Below are 18,642 nucleotides of genomic sequence, written 5' to 3'. Positions count from 1 at the left end.
GTCGTGTCGTGGCCGTACCCACAGGGCGGGCTGGGTGGCAACCCGAACCTGCCGCCCGGGGAGCGGCTGAGCGTGCTGCTGGTGGAGGACGACGAGGGTGACGCCTTCCTGGTCGGCGAGCTGCTGGCCGAGACGAACTCCGGGATCGACCTGCTGGTGGCCACCAGCCTGAGCGAGGCCCGCCGACGGATCGCGGGGGTCGACTGCGTACTGCTCGACCTGGGGTTGCCCGACGCACAGGGGCTGGACGGGCTGCGGCAGGTGCTGGAGATGTCCGGCAGCGCGGCCGTCTGTGTGCTCACCGGCCGCACCGACGAGCACCTGGGCATCGTGGCAGTTGCCGAGGGGGCACAGGATTACCTGGTCAAGGGTCAGGTCGACGGGATTCTGCTGACCCGGGCGCTGCGCTACGCGGTGGAGCGCAAGCGGGCCGACGAGAACGCCCGCCGGCTGCGTGAGGTGGAGCTGCGCCAGGCCGAGTCGGCCCGGTTGGAGCGCGGCCTGCTGCCCCAGCCGCTGATGTCGACCGATCAGATCGCCGTACACACCTTCTACCGGCCCGGCCGGCACGCCGCCCTGATCGGCGGGGACTTCTACGACGTGGTGCAGACCCGTCCGGACCGGGTGGATCTGATCATCGGTGACGTCTGCGGACACGGCGTGGACGAGGCCGCCCTCGGCGTCGAACTGCGGGTGGCCTGGCGGGCGCTGATTCTCGCCGGAGTGCCGGACGACGAGGTGCTTCCCGCGCTGGAACAGGTGCTGATGAGCGAGCGTCGGCTGCAGGAGATCTTCGCGACCGTGGCGACGGCTCGGCTGGACCTGAACGCCGGCCAAGCGACGGTGCGGCTGGCCGGCCATCCGCCACCGGTGCTGCTCGCCGGGGGGCGGGTGACGCCGGTGCCGGCCCCGGGTGGGCTGCTGCTCGGCGTACGGCCGCGCCGGCCCGTCGCCTTCGACCTGAAGTTCGACACCGAGGACTGGTCTCTGTTGATGTACACCGATGGTCTGATCGAGGGCCGGGTGGGCGCGGGCGACGAACGGCTCGACGTGCCCGGCCTGACCCGCCTGCTGACCGAGCCGGACAGCCGGGCGGTTGCGCTGCCCGATCTGCCGGCCTGGCTGGTAGGGCGGGCCGAGCAGCTCAACGACGGTCCGTTCGCCGACGATGTGGCGATGCTGCTGGTTTCCCGGGGTGGTGGCCGGTGACGACCACGGATACCGGCTGGAGCTTGCGTGGCCGGCTGGCCGTGCTCGTCGCGGTCGTCGGGTTGCTGTTGCTCGGGGTGGCGGTGGCGGAGGCGGTGGTCGCCACCCGTAGCCGGGCGCACATCGACGCGGTGCTCAACCAGACCGGTCCGCTGCGGGTCCAATCCCAGGAACTGCTCGCGGTCCTGGTCGACCAGGAGACCGCGATCCGGGGGTATGCGCTGACTGGCGATCGGGAGGATCTCGTCCCGTTCGACACCGGCAGGCAGCGGGAGGAGGAGCTGGCCGTCTCGATGGACCAGCTGCTGGCCAGCTACCCGGAGCTTCGTGACGAGTTCGACACGGTGCAGCAGCGGACGGAGCAGTGGCGGCAGGCGGTCGCCCTGCCTGTCATCGCAGCCATCGAGACCGGTGGCGCCGCCGCCGGCCAGCAGCTGCTCACCGACCAGTCGCGGCAGCAGTTCGACCAGATCCGGGTCGCCGTCGAGGTGCTGCAGAACGGCATCCTGGAGGTTCGCGACGAGGCCGCCGCAAACGTACGCAGCACCAGCAATCTGTTGGTGCTGCTGCTGGTCATCGCGGCGCTCGTGGTGCTGGTCGCCGGGGTGGTGCTGCTCACCTCGCTGGAGCGGATGGTGATCCGTCCGCTGACCAGCCTGGCCGGGCAGGTTCGGGAGGTCGCCGTCGGCGACTACGGCCACGGCATCACCGGCACCGGTCCGCCGGAGTTCCAACGTCTCGGCGAGGACGTGGACGCCATGCGGCAGAAGATCGCCGCGGACCTGGCCGAGGTGCGTGCGGCCCGCGAGCGGATCGAGTGGGTCAACACCCAGTTGCAGAAGCAGGCCGAGGAGCTGACCCGGTCCAACCGTGACCTGGAGCAGTTCGCCTACGTCGCCTCGCACGACCTGCAGGAGCCGCTGCGCAAGGTGGCGAGCTTCTGTCAGCTGCTCCAGCGGCGTTATGCCGGGCAACTCGACGAACGGGCCGACCAGTACATCGCCTTCGCGGTGGACGGCGCGCAGCGGATGCAACGGCTGATCAACGACCTGTTGGCCTTCTCCCGGATCGGGCGGCTCACCACGGGCTTCACCGATGTCGACCTGAACCGCCTCATGACGGAGGTGGCGGCCCAGACCGAGCCGGCCCGGCAGTACGCCGACGCCGAGCTGACCTGGGGCGAGCTGCCGGTGATCCGCGGCGAGGAGCCGCTGCTGACCAATTTGCTGGTCAACCTGGTCAGCAACTCGGTGAAGTTCCGTCGGGCGGATGTTCCGCCGAAGGTGCATGTCTCGGCCCGGCTGATCGGCGAGGATTGGGAAATCACCTGCCAGGACAACGGCATCGGGATCGAGCCGGAGTTCGCCGACAAGATCTTCGTCATCTTCCAGCGGCTGCACGCCAAGGACGCGTACCCGGGTACCGGGATCGGGCTGGCGATCGTCAAGAAGATCGTGGAGTACCACGGTGGCCGGGTCTGGGTGGACACCGACGTGCCCGAGGGGACGGCGATCCGTTTCACCCTGCCCGCGCTGCCCGCCGACGTCGAGGCCGCGAAGAGCGCCCACGGGTCCGCAGCGGTTGGGGACGCGGCGGACGGGCCCGATGCGGCGCAGGTCGGAACGGACGCGGCGGCGGTCCGGGCCGATGACGAGGTCCGGCCGGGTGACGGTACCGTCGGCGCCGAGGCCGGCGGCGACTCGGAACGCCCCTCGGCCGTCGCTGGCCTGCCACAGGCCAGCGGTGGGACAGGTGGCATGAAGGAGGCGGTGGGATGACCGCGCCGGCGGACGGCAACAGCCCGATCGAGGTGCTCCTGGTCGAGGACGACCCGGGTGACGTGTTGATGACCCAGGAAGCGTTCGAGGAGCACAAGCTGCGCAACCGGCTCAACGTCGTCTCCGACGGTGCCGAGGCGCTGGCCTACCTGCGTCGCGAGGGCCAGTACGCGGACGCCCAGCTGCCCGACCTGATCCTGCTCGACCTGAACCTGCCCCGCCGGGACGGCCGGGAGGTGCTGGAGGAGATCAAGAAGGACGAGCAGCTCTGCCGGATCCCGGTGGTGGTGCTGACCACCTCCCAGGCCGACGAGGACATCCTGCGCAGCTACCAGCTGCACGCGAACGCGTACGTGACCAAGCCGGTCGACTTCGAGCAGTTCATCGCGGTGGTCCGGCAGATCGACGAGTTCTTCGTCAGCGTGGTGAAGCTGCCGCCGCGTGGTTGACACCCTGCTCGACGACGTCTCCGGGCTGCTGCGGGAGACCGCCGACCGCGTCGTGCTGCCCTTGTTCCGCCATCTCGACGCCGCCGACGTGAGCGAGAAGGCCCCCGGTGAGCTGGTCACGGTCGCCGACCGCCGGGCCGAGGAAATGATCAGCGCCCGGTTGCGCCGGCTGCGCCCCGGCTCGGTTGTGGTCGGCGAGGAGGCGGTGGCCGACGATCCCGACCTGTTGCGGCACCTGCGAGCCTCGGGAGACGTGTGGTTGGTCGACCCGGTCGACGGCACCGCGAACTTCGCGGCGGGTCGCCGCCCGTTCGCGTTGATGGTCTCCCTGCTCACCGATGGTGAACCGGTGGCCGCCTGGGTGTTCGACCCGCTGGCCGACGCGTTGGCGACCGGCCGTGCCGGCGAGGGCACGTACCTGGACGGTCGGCCGTTGCACCTGCCCGACGGGTCGCCGCCGACGGGTGAGCTGCGGGGCACCGCGATGACGAAGTTCCTGCCGGGGCCGTCCCGGCGCACGGTGGAGGCGGGCGGTGCGCGGCTCGGCGAGTTGCTGCCGGGGCAGCACTGCGCCGGTCGTGAGTATCTCGACGTGCTCACCGGCCGGCAGCAGTTCGTGCTGTTCTGGCGGACCCTGCCCTGGGATCACGGCCCGGGCACCCTGCTGGTGCGGGCCGCAGGTGGCGTCGCCCGCCGGCTCGACGGCACGGACTACCACCCCGCCGACACCGAACACGGCCTGCTGATAGCCGCCAACCAAGAGGTCTGGACCAAAGTCCAAACCACCCTCCTCCCCACCTAACCCCCACCCCACCCAACCCCACCTCACCACCGCCGCGTTGATCATGAGGTAGACGGCAAGTTTGATCTCTGAAAATGCCGCCAACCTCATGATCAACGCAGCGGTGAGGGTGGGGTGGGGGTGGGGGTGGGCGGAGGGTGAGGGGGTGGTTGCGGGGGGTTGAGGGTTGTGGGGGTTGCGGGGTCGGTGGGCTGGTCGGGGGGGCCGGTTCCGGTATCCTGACCGGCGGCCTTCCGCCAGCAGGCCGCCGACCGGCGCCGGCGGGGGTCGCCGCCGCGCAGTGGTGCTCATCGGGGGCCGGCGGCCGACGAAAGGATGCTTTCGTGCGCAGGTCCATGTCCGTCCGGCGGGATGTTCGCCGGTCGCTGATCGCCCTGCTCGCCGGCGTGGCGCTGCTGCTCGGCATGGGTGCCGTGCCGGCGTACGCCGAGCCCAACGAGGGTGGCAGCAAGAAGCTGCGGGACGCCCTGGAAGCCACCGCCAAGGCGCACATCGACGCCAAGCGCAAGCTGGACGGCTCCAAGAAGCGGCAGCAGCAGATGGCCAAGGAGTTGTCCGCGATGGAGGGCCGGCTGGACGAGCTGACCGCCATGGTCGGTGAGGTGGCCGCGCAGTCGTACCGGGTCGGGCGGCTCAGCCCGGCTGCCGTGCTACTGGACAGCGCGACCCCGGAGGCGTTCGTGCAGCGGGCCGCCAACCTGGACATGATGGCCCAGCGGGACAGCCGCCGGATCCGGGACCTGACCGAGGCGCGTGAGCAGGCCCGGCAGGCGAAGCTCGCGATCAACGCCGAGGTGCGCGAACAGACCAAGCAGTTGGCCGTGATGGCGAAGAAGAAGAAGGAGGCCGAGGCGGCCCTGGCCGCGGTCAGCTCGGGCAGCGGCGGCGGGTTCAGCGGCGGCAGTTCCACCTCGGCGAAGCCGGCGCCGCGTAACTCCGACGGCTCCTGGCCCGGCGAGTCGTGCTCGGTGAACGACCCGACCACCTCGGGCTGCATCACGCCCCGCACCCTGCACGCGCTGAATCAGACCCAGGCCGCCGGATACAAGCGGCACGTGTCCTGCTACCGCAGCGGCGGCTCCGGCGAGCACCCCAAGGGTCGGGCCTGCGACTTCTCCGCCGCCACGAACGGCTTCGAGGACCGCACGGCGACCGGTGGCGACAAGTCGTACGGTGACAGCCTGGCCGCCTGGCACGTCCGCAACGCCGATCGGCTCGGGGTGCTCTACGTCATCTGGTACCGCCAGATCTGGCACCCGGGCACCGGCTGGCGGGCGTACAGCGGTAGCGGCAGCCCGGCCGCCGACCACACGAACCACGTTCATCTCTCGATGTACTGACCCGCCGGCCCGGGGCCGCTGCGTACCATCGCCACGATGAACTCTCCATCGCCTGACGTGGCGGCCCCGTCCGCGCCGTCCCCGCCGGAGGCGCCTCGGGCCCTGCCCAACGGGCTCGCCGCGTTCCTGGTCTTCTACTCCAGCGGTGCCGTCCTGGTCCTGGAGACCGCCGCATTGCGTCTGGTCGGGCCGTACGTCGGGGTGACCCTCCAGGTGACCAGCTCGGTCATCGGCATCGCGTTGGCCGCGATCGCCTACGGCGCGTGGGCGGGCGGCTGGCTGGCCGACCGGCGCAACCCCCGTACGCTCCTGGCCCCGGCGCTGGTGCTCTCCGGCATCGCCACCGCGATCACCCTACCGGCGGTGCGGTACGCCGGTGAGGTGCTGCGCGGCGGCGCGGCCAGCGCGGTCCTGCTGCTGGTCGCGGTCGCCGTGTTCGCGCCCGCGATGCTGCTCTCGGCGGTCAGCCCACTGGTGATCAAACTCCAGCTAGCCGACCTACGCCGTACCGGCCAGGTAGTCGGGCGGCTCTCCGGCATCGGCACCCTCGGTGCCGTCACGGCCACCCTGGTCACCGGGTTCGTGCTGGTGGCCGCCCTGCCCAGTACCGTCATCCTGTTCGGGTTGGCCGCGTCCCTCGGCATCACCGGTATCGCGCTCGGGGTGTACCTGCACCGGCAGGATCGGGCCGCCCTGCCCGGACCGGCCCGGGTCAAGGCCGCCCTGGCGGTGCTCGGCCTGGCCGGGGCCGGGCTGACCATGGTCGCCCCGAATCCCTGCGACGTTGAGACGGCGTACCACTGTGCCCGCGTCCAGGCCGATCCGGGTCGGGCCAGCGGACGGACGCTGCTGCTCAACTCGGCCCAGCACTCGTACGTGGACCTGGCCGACCCGACCCACCTGGAGTACGCGTACACCCGGTGGATCGGGGCGGTGGCCGACGTGATCGCACCTGAGGGGCAGCGGCTCGACGCGCTGCACCTGGGTGGGGGCGGATTCACCGTCCCGCGTTACCTGACCGCCACCCGGCCCGCCACGGACAACCTGGTGTTCGAGATCGACGGCGGGCTGGTCGAGTTGGGGGAGCGGCGACTCGGCGTACGCCAGGGACCGGACCTGCGGGCGGTGGTGGGTGACGCCCGGATGCTGGTGGCCGACGAGGCGACCGACAGCCGGGACTTCGTGGTGGGCGACGCCTTCGGGCACCTGGTGGTGCCCTGGCACCTGGCGACCAGGGAGATGGCCGCCGAGATCCGCCGGGTGACCCGCCCGGGAGGCGTGTACGTCCAGAACGTCATCGACTACCCGCCGCTGCGGTTCATCCGCAGCGAGGTGGCCACCGTCGCCGCCGAGTTCACCCACGTCGCTCTGGTCGCCCCGCCCGAGGCGCTGGCCGGCGAGCGGGGTGCCAACTTCCTCATCATGGCCTCGGACGCGCCGCTACCACTTGCCGCGGTACGGGCCCGGCTCGACGACGCCAACGAGCCGGCCAGTCTGCTCAGCGGCGGTGACCTGACGGACTTCGTCGGCGACGCGCTGGTGCTCACCGACGACTACGCCCCGGTGGACCAACTGCTCGCCACCGCCTGATCGGGTGACATCCGTGACCGAATCAGACCAGAAAGGTGTAGGCGGCCTCACGTCGGGCAACAACGCCGACCATGGGTGGTGCGGTGAGCAGAGGCGCGCAACTGCTCGGTGAGCGGTACCGGCTCATCGAACAGCTCGGCGCGGGCGGCATGTCGGTGGTCTGGCGGGGCTACGACGAGGTGCTCGGCCGGCAGGTGGCGGTGAAGGTGCTCGCCTCCCGGCTGGCCAGCGACCGGGCGTTTCGGCACCGGATCCGGATCGAGGCCCAGGCCGCCGCCCGGCTCTGCCACCCCAACATCACGAACGTGTACGACTACGGCGAGTCCGTGCAGGTCGGGTTGACCGTGCCGTACGTGGTGATGGAACTGATCGACGGTGGTCCGCTGACCGCGCGGCTGGCCCGCGACGGACGCCTGCCGTGGCGGGAGGCGGTGACGGTGGCGGCCGAGGTCGCCTCCGCGCTGGCCACCGCGCACGCCAGGGGTGTGGTGCACCGCGACGTCACCCCCGGCAACGTGATGCTCACCGCGACCGGGGTGAAGGTGGTCGACTTCGGCATCTCCGCGCTGGTCGGTGAGAGCGAGAAGGGGCCCGACGGCACCCTGCTCGGCACCCCGGCCTACCTCGCTCCGGAACGGCTCGACAATGGCCAGGTCAGCCCGGCCACCGACGTGTACGCGGTCGGGCTGCTGCTGTACCGGATGCTCACCGGCCGGCTGCCCTGGCAGGCCGACACCACCACCCAGATGCTGCGCGCCCACATGTACCGCGAGCCGGAACCGATGCCCGACGTGCCGGGCCTGCCCGGCGGCGTCGCCGACCTCGTCCAGCGCTGCCTGGCGAAGCGACCGGCGGATCGGCCGGGCACCGGCGAACTGGCCCGGGTTCTCGCCGAGGCGGCCGGCAAGGTGCCGACGGTGCCGGCGGGCACCGGTGTGGGCGACACTGACCCGTCGTCGCTGGCCGAAGCCGGTACCACGATCCTGCCCTGGTCCGCGGCGACCGACGCGCTGCCCCTGGCCGGCCTGCGCACCCGTCGCCGTCTGAACCGTCGGCGGCGGATCGAGGTGGTGACGGCCGCCGCCGGGCTGATGGCGGTCACGGCGGCGGTCTGGGGGGTCACGTCGCACAGCCCCGCCAGCGGCGGAATCGACCAGCCGACCCAGGCGCGCATCGGCGGCGAACAGGAAATTCCCTGCCAGGTGACGTACGCGCTGCGCAAGGACTCCGGCAAGGACTTCACCGCGGAGTTGAGCCTGACCAACACCGGGGAGCGCGAACTGCGCGACTGGACCATGAGCTTCGCGTTCCCCGGCGAGCAGCAGGTGACCGGCGCGACTCCGGCACCGGTACGGCAACAGGGTCGGTCGGTGGCGGTGCAACCGGTCCCGCAGCGGCCGGCGCTGGCACCAGGCGCCACCGAGAAGGTGAACCTGACCGGGCGGTACTCCGGGACGAACCCGCTGCCGGTCGAGTTCCGGGTCGGCACGGCGGTGTGCCGGGTACAGGTCTCCGGCGTGGCCGGCACCGCGCCCACCACCAAGCCGGCACCCACCGAGTCGGCTACGGCCAAGACGGTGAAGGCAACCGCCGGCAAGGCCGGGTCGGGCGGCTCCAAACCGAAGGCCAAGGAGCCCAAACCCGAGAAGGCCAAGCCGGACGAGGGCAAGGGAAAGGGCAAGGGCGGCGGGAAGCCGCAGCCGGGTAAACCCGGCAAGGGCCCCGGCCGGTGAGCTGACCGGTCAGGACAGCGTGGAGAAGCGCTGAACCTGTTCGATGGTCCCCTCCACGATGAGAATCGTGTCATCGACGAGTTGCATGTCGCCCGAGACGTACCGGTACCGCTGCTCGCCGGATCGCTTGATGCCGATCACCCGTATCCCGTAGCGGTCCAGCAGCTGGATCTCGCTGGTCGGGCGACCCGCGAGCGACCGCGGAACGCGGATCCGCGCCACCGCGAAGGCCTCATCGAACTCGACGAGGTCGAGCGTCCGGCTGATGATCAGGTGGGCGAGCCGCTCACCGGTCTCCGCCTCGGGAAAGATCACGCGGTGCGCACCCACCGAGGAGAGGATCTTCGCGTGCTGACCCGAGGTCGCCCGGGCCCAAATCTGCGGAATGCCCAGCTCCACCAGGGCGAGCACGGTGAGCACGCTGGCCTCGACGGAGGCGCCGATGGCCACCACCGCCCGGGGCAGGTCGGTCAGGCCGAGCTGGCGCAGCGCGCCCTCGTCGGTGGCATCGGCCTGCGCCACCTGGTCGAGCATCGACGACCACTTCTGCACCTGCTGGGCGTCCCGGTCGACGGCCAACACCTCGCGGCCGAGGGCGGAGAGCGATTCGGCCAGATGGCTGCCGAACCGGCCGAGGCCGATCACGGCGATGCCGCCCGGGTCCGATGTCCTATCCGACAATGGGTTGCTCCTCTGGGTATCGGTACAGCCTGCGTCTGGTGTTCAGCGCGATCGCCGAGCCGAAGGTGAGCGGCCCGACCCGGCCGACGTACATGAGCACGGTCAGCAGAAACTGACCACCGTCGGAGAGGGAGGACAGCACGCCCACCGAGAGCCCGGTGGTGCTGAACGCCGATGTGACCTCGAACAATGCGGCATAGAACGGAAGCTTGTCGGTCATCGCGATCAGCGCGGCGGTCCCGGCGGCGACGATCGCGACGCTGAGCAGCGCGACGGTGAGGGCCTGCCGCTGGCTGGCGGTGGCGATCCGGCGGTGCCCGACCGTGACGTCCGGCTCGCCGCGGACCTCCGCCCAGATGACGAAAGCGAGCAGGAAGAAGGTGGAGACCTTGATCCCACCGGCGGTGCTGGCGCTGCCGCCACCGATGAACATCAATCCGGTCAGCAGGGTGTAACTCTCCTCCCGCAGCAGCTCGGTCGGCACCACCTCAAAACCGCCGGTGCGGGCCAGCGCGATCTGCGTGAACGCTGCGACCACCTTGCCGGGCACGTCGTACTGGCCGACGGTGAACGGGTTGGCCCACTCGGCGGCCAGGAACGCGACCGCACCGAAGGCGACAAGCGCCGCACTGCCCCAGATGGTCAGCTTGGTGGCGACCGCCCAGCGGGCCGGTTGCCGCCATTCCCGGACGGCCTCGAACATGGCCGGAAATCCGAGACCGCCGATGATCGCGCCGAGGGCCAACGGCAGGCTGACCCACGGGTCGCGGGAGAAGGCCAGCAGACCGTCGCGGTAGAGCGAGAATCCGGAGTTGTTGAATGCCTGGATGGAGTGGAACCCGGCGGACCAGAGGGCATTCCAGAACGGTTGGTCGTAGGCCAGCCAGAGCCGCCCGGTGACGATTACGGTCATCACCAGCTCGCAGGCGAATACCGTGGTGGCGATGCGCAGCAGCAGCCGGCGCACGTCGCCGAGCCCGTACTCCGCGGTCTCGGCCCGCAACAGCAGCCGGTTGTGCAGCCCCAGCCGCCGGGACACGGTGAGGATCACCAGCGCGGCGCCGGTGAGGATGCCGAGCCCGCCAAGTTGGGTGAGCACGGTGATGAGCACCAGCCCGGAGCCGGACCAGTAGTTCGGGGTGTCGGTGATGGTCAGGCCGGTGACCGAGACGGCCGAGGTGGCGGTGAACAGCGCGGTCATGAAGGGGGCGTGCTGGTACTCGATGGTCATCGGCCGCAGCATCAGCAGGCCGGTGCCGATCAGGATCGCCACCAGGAAGACCAGCGGCACGAGCCGCACCGGGTGACGAAAGAATCGACGCACCAGACAATCTTCCGATTCTGCACGCCGTTCCGGGCCTGAACCGCCATCCCGACGCCCGTCGTCGCCGGCCCTCCCTTGCTCTGCTTCACCGGACGCAACGGCGGAGGATTCACCGGATGGTCAGGCGCGGACCAACTGCCGGTCAGCCCGGGCAGGTCTGCTGAGGCGGTCCCCCGACGAGTCAAGGAGACCGCGTTGCGACGTACCCTTTCCGCCCTCGGTGTGTCGGTGACCCTGCTCGCCGCCGCCGTGGCCACACCCATGGTCGCCACGGCCAAGCCGGCCGGCGGCACGGACCCGGCCCGCGTCGGTGATCAGCCCATCGTCATCGGCCACCGGGGCGCCAGCGGCTACCGGCCGGAGCACACGCTGGAGGCGTACCGGCTGGCGATCCGGATGGGTGCCGACTACATCGAACCGGATCTGGTGTCGACCGCCGACGGTGTGCTGGTCGCCCGGCACGAGAACGAGATCAGCGGTACGACCGACGTGGCGGCCAAGCCCGAGTTCGCCGACCGCCGGACCACGAAGACCATCGACGGGGTGTCGGTGACCGGCTGGTTCACCGAGGACTTCACCCTGGCCGAACTGCGGACGCTGCGGGCCAAGGAGCGGCTGCCCCAGGTACGCGTGACGAACACCGCGTTCGACGGCCAGTTCCAGGTGCCGACCTTCCAGGAGGTGATCGACCTGGCCCGGGTCGAGGGTCGGGCGCGTGGCCGGGTGATCGGCGTCTACCCGGAGACCAAGCACCCGACGTACTTCGCCTCGGTCGGCCTGCCGCTCGAAGCGCCGCTGGTCGAGACGCTGCGCCGGAACAAAATGACCAATCGGCACGCTCCGGTGATCATCCAGTCCTTCGAGACGGCCAACCTGCGGCGGCTGGACCGGATGATCGACGTACGGTTGGCCCAGCTGCTCAACGCCGCCGGCCAGCCGTACGACTTCACCGTGGCCGGCGACACCCGCACGTACCGTGACCTGGCGACCCCCGCCGGCCTGCACTGGATCTCCCGCTACGCCGACGGCATCGGAGTGCACAAGGACCTGGTCGTGCCCCGCGACCCGGCCGGCAGGCTGCTCGCCCCCACGACGCTGATCAGGGACGCGCACAAGGAGAAGCTGATCGTGCACGCCTGGACCTTCCGGGCGGAGAACCAGTTCCTGCCGGCCGACTTCCGGATCGGCACCGACCCGAACGCCCGCGGCGACATCCAGTCCGAGTACGAGCTGTTCTACCGCCTCGGCCTCGACGGCGTCTTCACCGACCACCCCGACACCGCAGTCGCGGCCCGCGCCGCCCTACCCCGCCCCTGACCGTCACGCCACTCGCACCGATCGGCCCGCCGTCCACTCCAGCCGGCGGGCCGCCCAACCCAACCCAACCCTGCCCCGCCCCCCGCCCCCCGCCCGCCCCGTCCCCGGCCAAGCCTGCAACTTCGGGGATACTGCTGCCTCGGGCGCTGGCGACCCTGCAACTTCGGGGATACTGCTGCCTCGGGCGCTGGCGACCCTGCAACTTCGGAGATGTTGCTGTCTCCCTTCCCGCGACCACCGCCGTTCCCGCGGTGTTGCGGGGCATCGCATCGCGGGTCGCGGACGTAGAGTCGGCGGGGCGGGCGGGCGGGCTGCGGAGGACCGGCGGGTTGGGGCGCTGATGATCACGGATGCCACACTGGTTCGCATCGGCCACGGGGTCGAGTTGCACCATCAACAAGGCCAGCGCGAGGCCGCTCGCGACCTGTTCGCGCAGATCTGGGACGAGATCGGCGGGGAGCGGGGCGACCCCTTGCACGTATGCGTCCTCGCCCACTCGATGGCCGATGTGCAGGACGACGTTCACCGGGAGTTGCTCTGGGATCAGCGGGCGCTCGCGGCGGCCGACCAGATCACCGACGCCCGGGTCGCGGAGGCCGGCGTGCCGATGACCGTGGCCGGCCTGTATCCGTCACTGCACCTCAACCTCGGTGACTGCTACCGCAGACTGGGTGATCTCGACCTGGCCCGGAACCACCTCCAACGCGCGGAGGCGGGGATGGCCGAGCTTGCTGACGACGACTACGGCCGGTTGATCAAAAGCGGCCTGGACAGACTGGCCGAGCAGTTGACTGCCGAGTAGAAACAGGCCGCCGTCCCACGAGACACCGCAACCTGTGCCTTCGGCTGGCCCGGGCGCCTCCGACATGCCGCAACTCGTCGTCGGCAGAGGACGGCCGCGCCCGCGAGTGGCGGCGGACCGTGGCGGGGGCGACATCGGCAGAGAGCGGCCGCGCCCGCGAGTGGCGGCGGACCGTGGCGGGGGCGACACATGACGGCCTCGAACCGTGGCAGCGGGCGACCACCGCTGTGCTGGGTCGGATGTGCCCAGGCTCCGGGCCTGTAAGTGCCACCCACCCCGCCCAATCCACCCCCGCCCAACCCCCAACCCCAACCCCAACCCCGCCCAACCCCCAGCCCTGCCCACCCCACTCCGCCCAACCCCCACCCCACCCCACCCCGCCCGGTCTAGCCTGCAACTTCGGGTATGTTGCTGCCTCCGGCGCTGGCGACCCCGCAGTTTCGGGGATGTTGCTGCCTTGCGCGACCACCCATCGTTGCTGGCGTGCGGGCGTCGGTCTCGGCGGGCGGGCCTAGCGTGGGTGTGGGCGACACATCGTGTCTCGACGTTTGGGGAGGTGGCCCCTGTCGCCTCGGCAGGCCGCCGGCACAGGGTCACTGATGCTGTAAGCCGAGCCCACCCCACCCCGGTTACTTGTGTGTTTCGACCACATGGCCCGTGGGTGACGTCACTTCTAGCGTGAGCCGACACATAAGGTTCCTCCCTCTGAGTCCTCACGTGGAGTCGCAATGACGGTCCGGACGACACGGCGGGTGTTCATCTCCGCCGCCACGATGATGGCCGCGGCGATCGCCGCCACGGCCTGTGGCAGCCCCCAGGACACCGCCAACGGTGGCGGCGACAGCGCCGCCCCGGTGAAGGTTGGTCTGGTCTACTCCCAGTCGGGAGCGCTGGCCAGTTACGGAAAGCAGTACATCGAGGGGTTCAGGGCCGGCCTGGACTTCGCCACCGACGGCACCAACAAGGTGGGCGATCGAGCGATCGAGATCACCGAGGTCGACGACGCCGGTGACCCGGCGAAGGCGGTCTCCGCAGCCAAGGATCTGATCGGCAAGGGCAACAAGATCATCGCCGGTTCGACGGCCTCGGGCGTGGCGCTCCAGGTTGCCCCGATCGCCGCGCAGAACAAGGTGCTGTTCATCTCCGGGCCGGCCGCCACGGACGCGGTGACCGGTGCGAACAAGTACACCTTCCGCTCTGGCCGGCAGTCGTACCAGGACGTGGTGACCGCGAAGTCGTTCATCGGCGACCCGGCCGGCAAGAAGGTGGTGGTGTTCGCCCAGGACGGCGCCTTCGGCGACGCCAACGAGGCCGCCGTCAAGGCCGTCATCGGCGAGGCGGGCGCGAGCGTCAGCGCCGTCCGGGCACCGGCCAGCGCGACCGAGTTCACCCCGTTCGCCAGCCAGATCAAGGCCGCCAAGCCGGACCTGCTCTTCGTCGCCTGGGCCGGCACCACCGCCCCGGCCATGTGGCAGACCCTGGACCAGCAGGGGGTGCTCACCTCCACCACGGTCGTCACCGGCCTGGACATCCGCGCCTCCTGGCCCACCTTCGGTGCCGCCGGTAGCAAGATCTCCTTCCTGTCGCACTACTTCGACGGCGCCAGCGACACCGAGGCGGCCAAGGCCGCCAAGGCGAAGGTCCCCGGCGGCACGCTCGACCTGTTCCACCCGGACGGGTTCGCCGCCGCGCAGATGGTGGTCCGCGCCGTCGCCGAGGGCGGCGACGACGTCGAGAAGATGGTCACCGCGCTGGAGGGCTGGAGCTTCGAGAGCGTCAAGGGCAGCATGACCATCCGCGCCGAGGACCACGCGCTGCTCCAGCCGATGTACCAGGCGAGCCTGACCGGCAGCGGCGACACCTTCACCGCGACCGCGCAGAAGGCGCTCACCGCCGACGAGACCGCGCCCCCGGTCCAGGCGATGAAGGGCTGAGGCGGAGATGCTCGCCACCCGCGGTCTGACCTGGCGGATCGGTGAGGTGTCCATCGTCGACTCCGTCTATCTGGACCTGGCACCCGGGGAGTTCCTCGGCGTGATCGGTCCCAACGGTGCCGGCAAGACCTCGCTGTTCAACCTGATCACCGGCCTGCGACGGGCCACCGAAGGTCGGGTGACCCTGGACGGGCAGGACATCTCCGACCTGCCGCCGCACCGGCGGGCCCGGCTGGGCCTGGGCCGTACCTTCCAGGCGTCCTCGGTGTTCGGCTCGCTGAGCGTGCGGGAGAACGTCCGGCTCGCCGTGCAGGCACACCGCGGGGGTTCGCTCAAGTTGTGGCGGCGGGCGGCGGCCGACCGGGAGGTCGCCGCCGCCGCCGACACGGCGCTCGACCGGGTCGGCCTGGCCCACCGGGGTACGGCGCTGGCCGGTACCCTCGCTCACGGCGAGAAGCGGAAGCTGGAGATCGCCCTGCTGCTGGCCGGCGAGCCACGGGTGATGCTGCTCGACGAGCCGATGGCCGGGGTCAGCGCCGAGGACGTGCCGGAACTGGTCCAGGTGATCCGTTCGTTGACCGGGGACAGCGGCCGGGCGGTGCTGATGGTGGAGCACCACATGGACGTGATCCTCGAACTGGCCGACCGGATCGCCGTGATGCACCACGGCGCGCTGCTGGCGTGTGACACGCCTGAGACGGTGATGGCCAACCCGACAGTGCAAGAGGCCTACCTCGGGGAGTCGCTGTGAGCGAACCCGTACTGACCGTGGAGGAGCTGTCGGTCCGGATCGCCGGGCTGCACATCCTCCAGGGAGTGTCGTTCACGGTCGCTCCGACCGGAGTCACCGTGCTGCTCGGCCGCAACGGGGTCGGCAAGACCACCACGCTGCGCGCCATCGTCGGCCTGACGCCGCGCAACGGCGAGGTGCGCGGCACGGTCCGGATGGGTGCCCAGAGCCTGCTGTCTCAGCGGACCCATCGCCTGGTCCGCGGTGGGCTCGGCTACGTCCCGGAGGACCGCTGTGTCTTCGCCGGGCTCACCGTCGCGGAGAACCTGCGGCTCGCCGAGCGGCGCGGCACCACCCCGGCGTACGACCGGGTGTTCGCCCTCTTTCCCGAGCTGAACCGGCGTTCCCGGCAGCGCGCCGGATCGCTTTCCGGCGGGCAGCAGCAGATGCTCGCCATCGGCCGGGTGCTGCTCAACGACAACCGGCTGCTGCTGGTCGACGAGCCGACCAAGGGGTTGGCGCCGAAGGTGGTGACCGAGGTGGCCGAGGTGCTGGAACGGGTCGCGGAGTCCGTGCCGGTGCTGCTGGTCGAGCAGAACCTGGCGGTGGTCCGGCGGCTGGCCCGCGACGCGGTGGTGCTCGCCGCCGGGCGGGTCGCCTGGGCCGGTGACGCCCAGGAGTTGCTGTTGGAGACCGCGCTGACCCGGTCCCTGCTCGGTGTCGGCTCAGCCGAGAGCCACCAGCCCGCCGGCCAGTCGGCCGCCGACCGCAAACCCACCGCCGACCGCGAACCCGCCGGCCAGTCGGCAGCCGCCGCGTCGGCCCCGGAGGACGGCAGCTGATGGACGCGATCATTCTGCTGACGCTCACCGGGCTCGGCCTGGCTGCCCTCTACTTCCTGGTCGCCTCCGGGCTGTCGTTGGTCTTCGGCCTGGCCGACGTACTCAACTTTGCCCACGGGCTCTTCCTCGGCGTCGGCGCGTACGCCACCTGGTGGGCGGCGGGGAACCTGCCCGGCGCCGGCCCGGACGGCCTCGGCTTCGTGGTCGCGGTCGTCTTCGGGGTGGCCGCCGGCACGCTGATGGCGGTGCTCGTTGAACTGGTGCTGATTCGGCCGCTCTACTCGCGCACCATCGAGCAGGTGCTGGTCACCGTCGGCCTCTCGCTGGCCGGTGTGGCGTTGTTGCAGGCCACCTGGGGCGCGGACGCCCGACCGTTCCCGCGCCCGGCCTGGACCCGCGAGGTGACCTCGATCTTCGGCGCGCAGGTGCCAAACGGAGGTCTGCTACTGATCGTCGCCGCGGCGCTGGTGCTCGGTGCGATCCTGGCCTTCCTCCGCTGGACCCGCTACGGCCTGATCATCCGGGCGGGAGTGGAGAACCGGGAGATGGTGACCGCGCTCGGCATCGACGTACGTAAGGCGTTCACCCTGGTCTTCGCCATCGGCGGGGCGGCAGCGGCGTTGGCCGGGGCGCTGGGCAGCGTCTATTTCGGCACCGTCTCGCCGCAGCAGGGCGGCTCGCTGCTGATCTTCGCGTTCATCGTGGTCGTCATCGGCGGCATGGGCTCGGTGGTCGGGTCCGCGTACGCGGCGGTCGCGGTCGGGCTGCTGCAACAGTTCGTCAACTACTACGGCACCTCCGGGCTCGGTGACATCTGCGTGGTGGCGCTGCTGGCCGTGGTGCTGCTGCTGCGCCCGCAGGGCATCGCCGGAAAGGCGGTAACGGCATGACCGAGGTCAAGAGCCCCGAGGTTTCGGCACCGCCGGCCGCGGTGCCCGACGAGTTGACCGGGCGACCGGGCCGCTGGGGCCGACTCCGACCGTTCCTACCGCTGGTCGCGCTGGCGGTGGCGCTGATCCTGCCGTACTCGACGCTGCACCTGCCAGGCATCTTCGAGGGCGCACTGAACTCGCCGGGCACCCTGCAACTGCTCGCCGTGTGTCTGATTTTCGGCGGTCTGGCGGCCGGTTACGACCTGCTGTTCGGCCGTACCGGGATGCTCTCGTTCGGTCACGCCCTCTACTTCGCCGCTGGTGTCTACGGCACCGACATCCTGATCACCCGGGCCGGGCTGCCGCTGTGGCAGGCCGCGCCGCTGGCCATCGTCGGCGGAACCATCCTCGCCGGGCTGCTCGGCGCGGTGGCGCTGCGTACGGTCGGCATCGCCTTCGCCATGGTGACGCTGGCGTTCGCACAGGTCGGGGCGATCCTGGTGGCCCGGGACTTCGGTGGGCTCACCGGCGGTGAGGAAGGGCTGCCGCTGGACGTGGTCGGGCTGCCGGACGGGCTGGTCGGGGTCACCAACACGGTCAACCTGTACTGGTTGGCGCTGGCGTATCTCGTGGTGGTGGTGTTCGTGGTGCACCGGGTCAGTGCCTCGCCGACCGGTCGGGTGCTGGCCGGGCTCCGCGACGACGAGCGCCGCATCGGTGTGCTCGGGTTGGATTCGTACCGATTCAAGCTGGTCGCCTTCACCCTGGCCGGTGGTCTCGCGGCGGCTGGCGGGGCGGTCTACTGCCTGATCGTCGGCGGTGCCTCGCCGCACATCACCAGCAGCGAACTGACCCTGTCGCTGCTGGTGATGGTGGTCCTCGGCGGGCCGGGTACCCGGTGGGGCCCGGTGCTGGGCGGCATCCTCTACATGTACCTCGATCACCGACTGGTGTCGTTCGGCACCTCCGACGCGGTGAACGCGCTACCAGCGTTCCTCAGCCGGCCGCTGTCCCAGCCGCTGTTCGTGCTCGGCACGGTTTTCATCCTGGCCGTCTACTTCTTCCCCGGCGGCCTGGCCAGCCTCGCACCTCGCCTGGCCCTACTCCGTGACTCCCTGCGTCCCGGTGCCCGGCACCAGGGTTGATCACGAGGTCGGCGGGACGGCACGGACGGCGTGTCGTCCCGCCGCGCTAGCCTCAAGATCGGTGCTCCGGTCCAGCCCGACCTCCGGGCGGGCA

Annotated in this window: 16 protein-coding genes; 14 read left to right on the top strand and 2 right to left on the bottom strand. The window is 70.8% G+C overall.

The window, feature by feature from the left end; all coding sequences use genetic code 11:
* The first annotated feature begins 3 nt into the window (after positions 1-3).
* The 7 genes from O7601_RS03490 to O7601_RS03460 all read left to right on the top strand — a co-directional run bounded on the left by O7601_RS03490 (position 4) and on the right by O7601_RS03460 (position 8,901).
* Positions 4-1,209 (top strand): fused response regulator/phosphatase, encoded by a 1,206-nt coding sequence (locus O7601_RS03490; protein WP_281564828.1) that lies wholly within the window; start codon positions 4-6, stop codon positions 1,207-1,209.
* On the top strand, positions 1,206-2,987 hold the full coding sequence (locus O7601_RS03485) for a sensor histidine kinase (RefSeq protein ID WP_281564827.1): 1,782 nt from the start codon (positions 1,206-1,208) through the stop codon (positions 2,985-2,987). Before O7601_RS03490 ends, O7601_RS03485 begins: the two co-directional genes overlap by 4 nt.
* Positions 2,984-3,436: a response regulator gene (locus O7601_RS03480; protein WP_281564826.1), complete on the top strand. Its 453-nt coding sequence runs from the start codon at positions 2,984-2,986 to the stop codon at positions 3,434-3,436. Before O7601_RS03485 ends, O7601_RS03480 begins: the two co-directional genes overlap by 4 nt.
* On the top strand, positions 3,429-4,238 hold the full coding sequence (locus O7601_RS03475) for an inositol monophosphatase family protein (RefSeq protein WP_281564825.1): 810 nt from the start codon (positions 3,429-3,431) through the stop codon (positions 4,236-4,238). Before O7601_RS03480 ends, O7601_RS03475 begins: the two co-directional genes overlap by 8 nt.
* 335 nt (positions 4,239-4,573) lie before the next feature.
* Complete coding sequence (locus O7601_RS03470; protein ID WP_281566776.1) at positions 4,574-5,578, top strand: hypothetical protein; 1,005 nt, start codon at positions 4,574-4,576, stop codon at positions 5,576-5,578.
* 36 nt (positions 5,579-5,614) lie between these two features.
* Positions 5,615-7,168, top strand: coding sequence for a fused MFS/spermidine synthase (locus O7601_RS03465; RefSeq protein ID WP_281564824.1), 1,554 nt, complete (start codon positions 5,615-5,617; stop codon positions 7,166-7,168).
* Between the two features lie 71 nt (positions 7,169-7,239).
* Positions 7,240-8,901, top strand: a complete 1,662-nt coding sequence (locus O7601_RS03460; RefSeq protein ID WP_281564823.1) for a serine/threonine-protein kinase — start codon at positions 7,240-7,242, stop codon at positions 8,899-8,901.
* Between the two features lie 9 nt (positions 8,902-8,910).
* On the opposite strand, the gene O7601_RS03455 is transcribed toward O7601_RS03460, so the two are convergent.
* Together O7601_RS03455 and O7601_RS03450 are read right to left on the bottom strand one after the other, a co-directional pair.
* Positions 8,911-9,582 carry a TrkA family potassium uptake protein gene (locus O7601_RS03455; RefSeq protein WP_281564822.1) on the bottom strand — a complete coding sequence of 224 codons (672 nt, stop codon included), beginning with the start codon at positions 9,580-9,582 and terminating at the stop codon, positions 8,911-8,913.
* The gene (locus tag O7601_RS03450; protein ID WP_281564821.1) at positions 9,572-10,906 is read right to left on the bottom strand and encodes a potassium transporter TrkG; all 1,335 of its coding nucleotides are present in this window, start codon (positions 10,904-10,906) and stop codon (positions 9,572-9,574) included. Before O7601_RS03450 ends, O7601_RS03455 begins: the two co-directional genes overlap by 11 nt.
* A 195-nt stretch (positions 10,907-11,101) precedes the next feature.
* On the opposite strand from O7601_RS03450, the gene O7601_RS03445 reads away from it, so the two are divergent.
* From O7601_RS03445 to O7601_RS03415, 7 genes are all read left to right on the top strand, one after another.
* Positions 11,102-12,223 (top strand): glycerophosphodiester phosphodiesterase, encoded by a 1,122-nt coding sequence (locus tag O7601_RS03445; RefSeq protein ID WP_281564820.1) that lies wholly within the window; start codon positions 11,102-11,104, stop codon positions 12,221-12,223.
* Positions 12,224-12,563: 340 nt separating this feature from the next.
* Entirely contained in the window at positions 12,564-13,025 is a 462-nt protein-coding gene (locus tag O7601_RS03440; protein ID WP_281564819.1) for a hypothetical protein, read from the top strand.
* A 728-nt stretch (positions 13,026-13,753) separates the two neighbouring features.
* A complete protein-coding gene (locus O7601_RS03435) occupies positions 13,754-14,959 on the top strand; it encodes a substrate-binding domain-containing protein (RefSeq protein WP_281564818.1) in 1,206 nt (401 codons plus the stop codon).
* A gap of 7 nt (positions 14,960-14,966) precedes the next feature.
* Positions 14,967-15,710, top strand: a complete 744-nt coding sequence (locus O7601_RS03430; protein WP_281564817.1) for an ABC transporter ATP-binding protein — start codon at positions 14,967-14,969, stop codon at positions 15,708-15,710.
* Positions 15,707-16,531: an ABC transporter ATP-binding protein gene (locus tag O7601_RS03425; RefSeq protein WP_281564816.1), complete on the top strand. Its 825-nt coding sequence runs from the start codon at positions 15,707-15,709 to the stop codon at positions 16,529-16,531. Before O7601_RS03430 ends, O7601_RS03425 begins: the two co-directional genes overlap by 4 nt.
* Positions 16,531-17,421, top strand: a complete 891-nt coding sequence (locus tag O7601_RS03420) for a branched-chain amino acid ABC transporter permease (RefSeq protein WP_281564815.1) — start codon at positions 16,531-16,533, stop codon at positions 17,419-17,421. The genes O7601_RS03425 and O7601_RS03420 overlap by 1 nt, the downstream gene beginning before the upstream one ends.
* Positions 17,418-18,548, top strand: a complete 1,131-nt coding sequence (locus O7601_RS03415; protein ID WP_281564814.1) for a branched-chain amino acid ABC transporter permease — start codon at positions 17,418-17,420, stop codon at positions 18,546-18,548. Before O7601_RS03420 ends, O7601_RS03415 begins: the two co-directional genes overlap by 4 nt.
* Positions 18,549-18,642: the final 94 nt, after the last annotated feature.

Origin of the sequence: Verrucosispora sp. WMMD573 (assembly GCF_027497175.1) — a bacterium.
GTDB lineage: Bacteria > Actinomycetota > Actinomycetes > Mycobacteriales > Micromonosporaceae > Micromonospora.
This window is presented reverse-complemented; position numbering and strand designations above follow the sequence as displayed.

Bases quoted from the DNA above. Each gene is read 5' to 3' on its own strand.
- O7601_RS03480 (WP_281564826.1), top strand. From the start codon at position 2,984: ATGACCGCGCCGGCGGACGGCAACAGCCCGATCGAGGTGCTCCTGGTC.
- O7601_RS03470 (WP_281566776.1), top strand. From the start codon at position 4,574: ATGTCCGTCCGGCGGGATGTTCGCCGGTCGCTGATCGCCCTGCTCGCC.
- O7601_RS03465 (WP_281564824.1), top strand. From the start codon at position 5,615: ATGAACTCTCCATCGCCTGACGTGGCGGCCCCGTCCGCGCCGTCCCCG.
- O7601_RS03460 (WP_281564823.1), top strand. From the start codon at position 7,240: ATGGGTGGTGCGGTGAGCAGAGGCGCGCAACTGCTCGGTGAGCGGTAC.
- O7601_RS03440 (WP_281564819.1), top strand. From the start codon at position 12,564: ATGATCACGGATGCCACACTGGTTCGCATCGGCCACGGGGTCGAGTTG.
- O7601_RS03435 (WP_281564818.1), top strand. From the start codon at position 13,754: ATGACGGTCCGGACGACACGGCGGGTGTTCATCTCCGCCGCCACGATG.
- O7601_RS03430 (WP_281564817.1), top strand. From the start codon at position 14,967: ATGCTCGCCACCCGCGGTCTGACCTGGCGGATCGGTGAGGTGTCCATC.
- O7601_RS03420 (WP_281564815.1), top strand. From the start codon at position 16,531: ATGGACGCGATCATTCTGCTGACGCTCACCGGGCTCGGCCTGGCTGCC.
- O7601_RS03415 (WP_281564814.1), top strand. From the start codon at position 17,418: ATGACCGAGGTCAAGAGCCCCGAGGTTTCGGCACCGCCGGCCGCGGTG.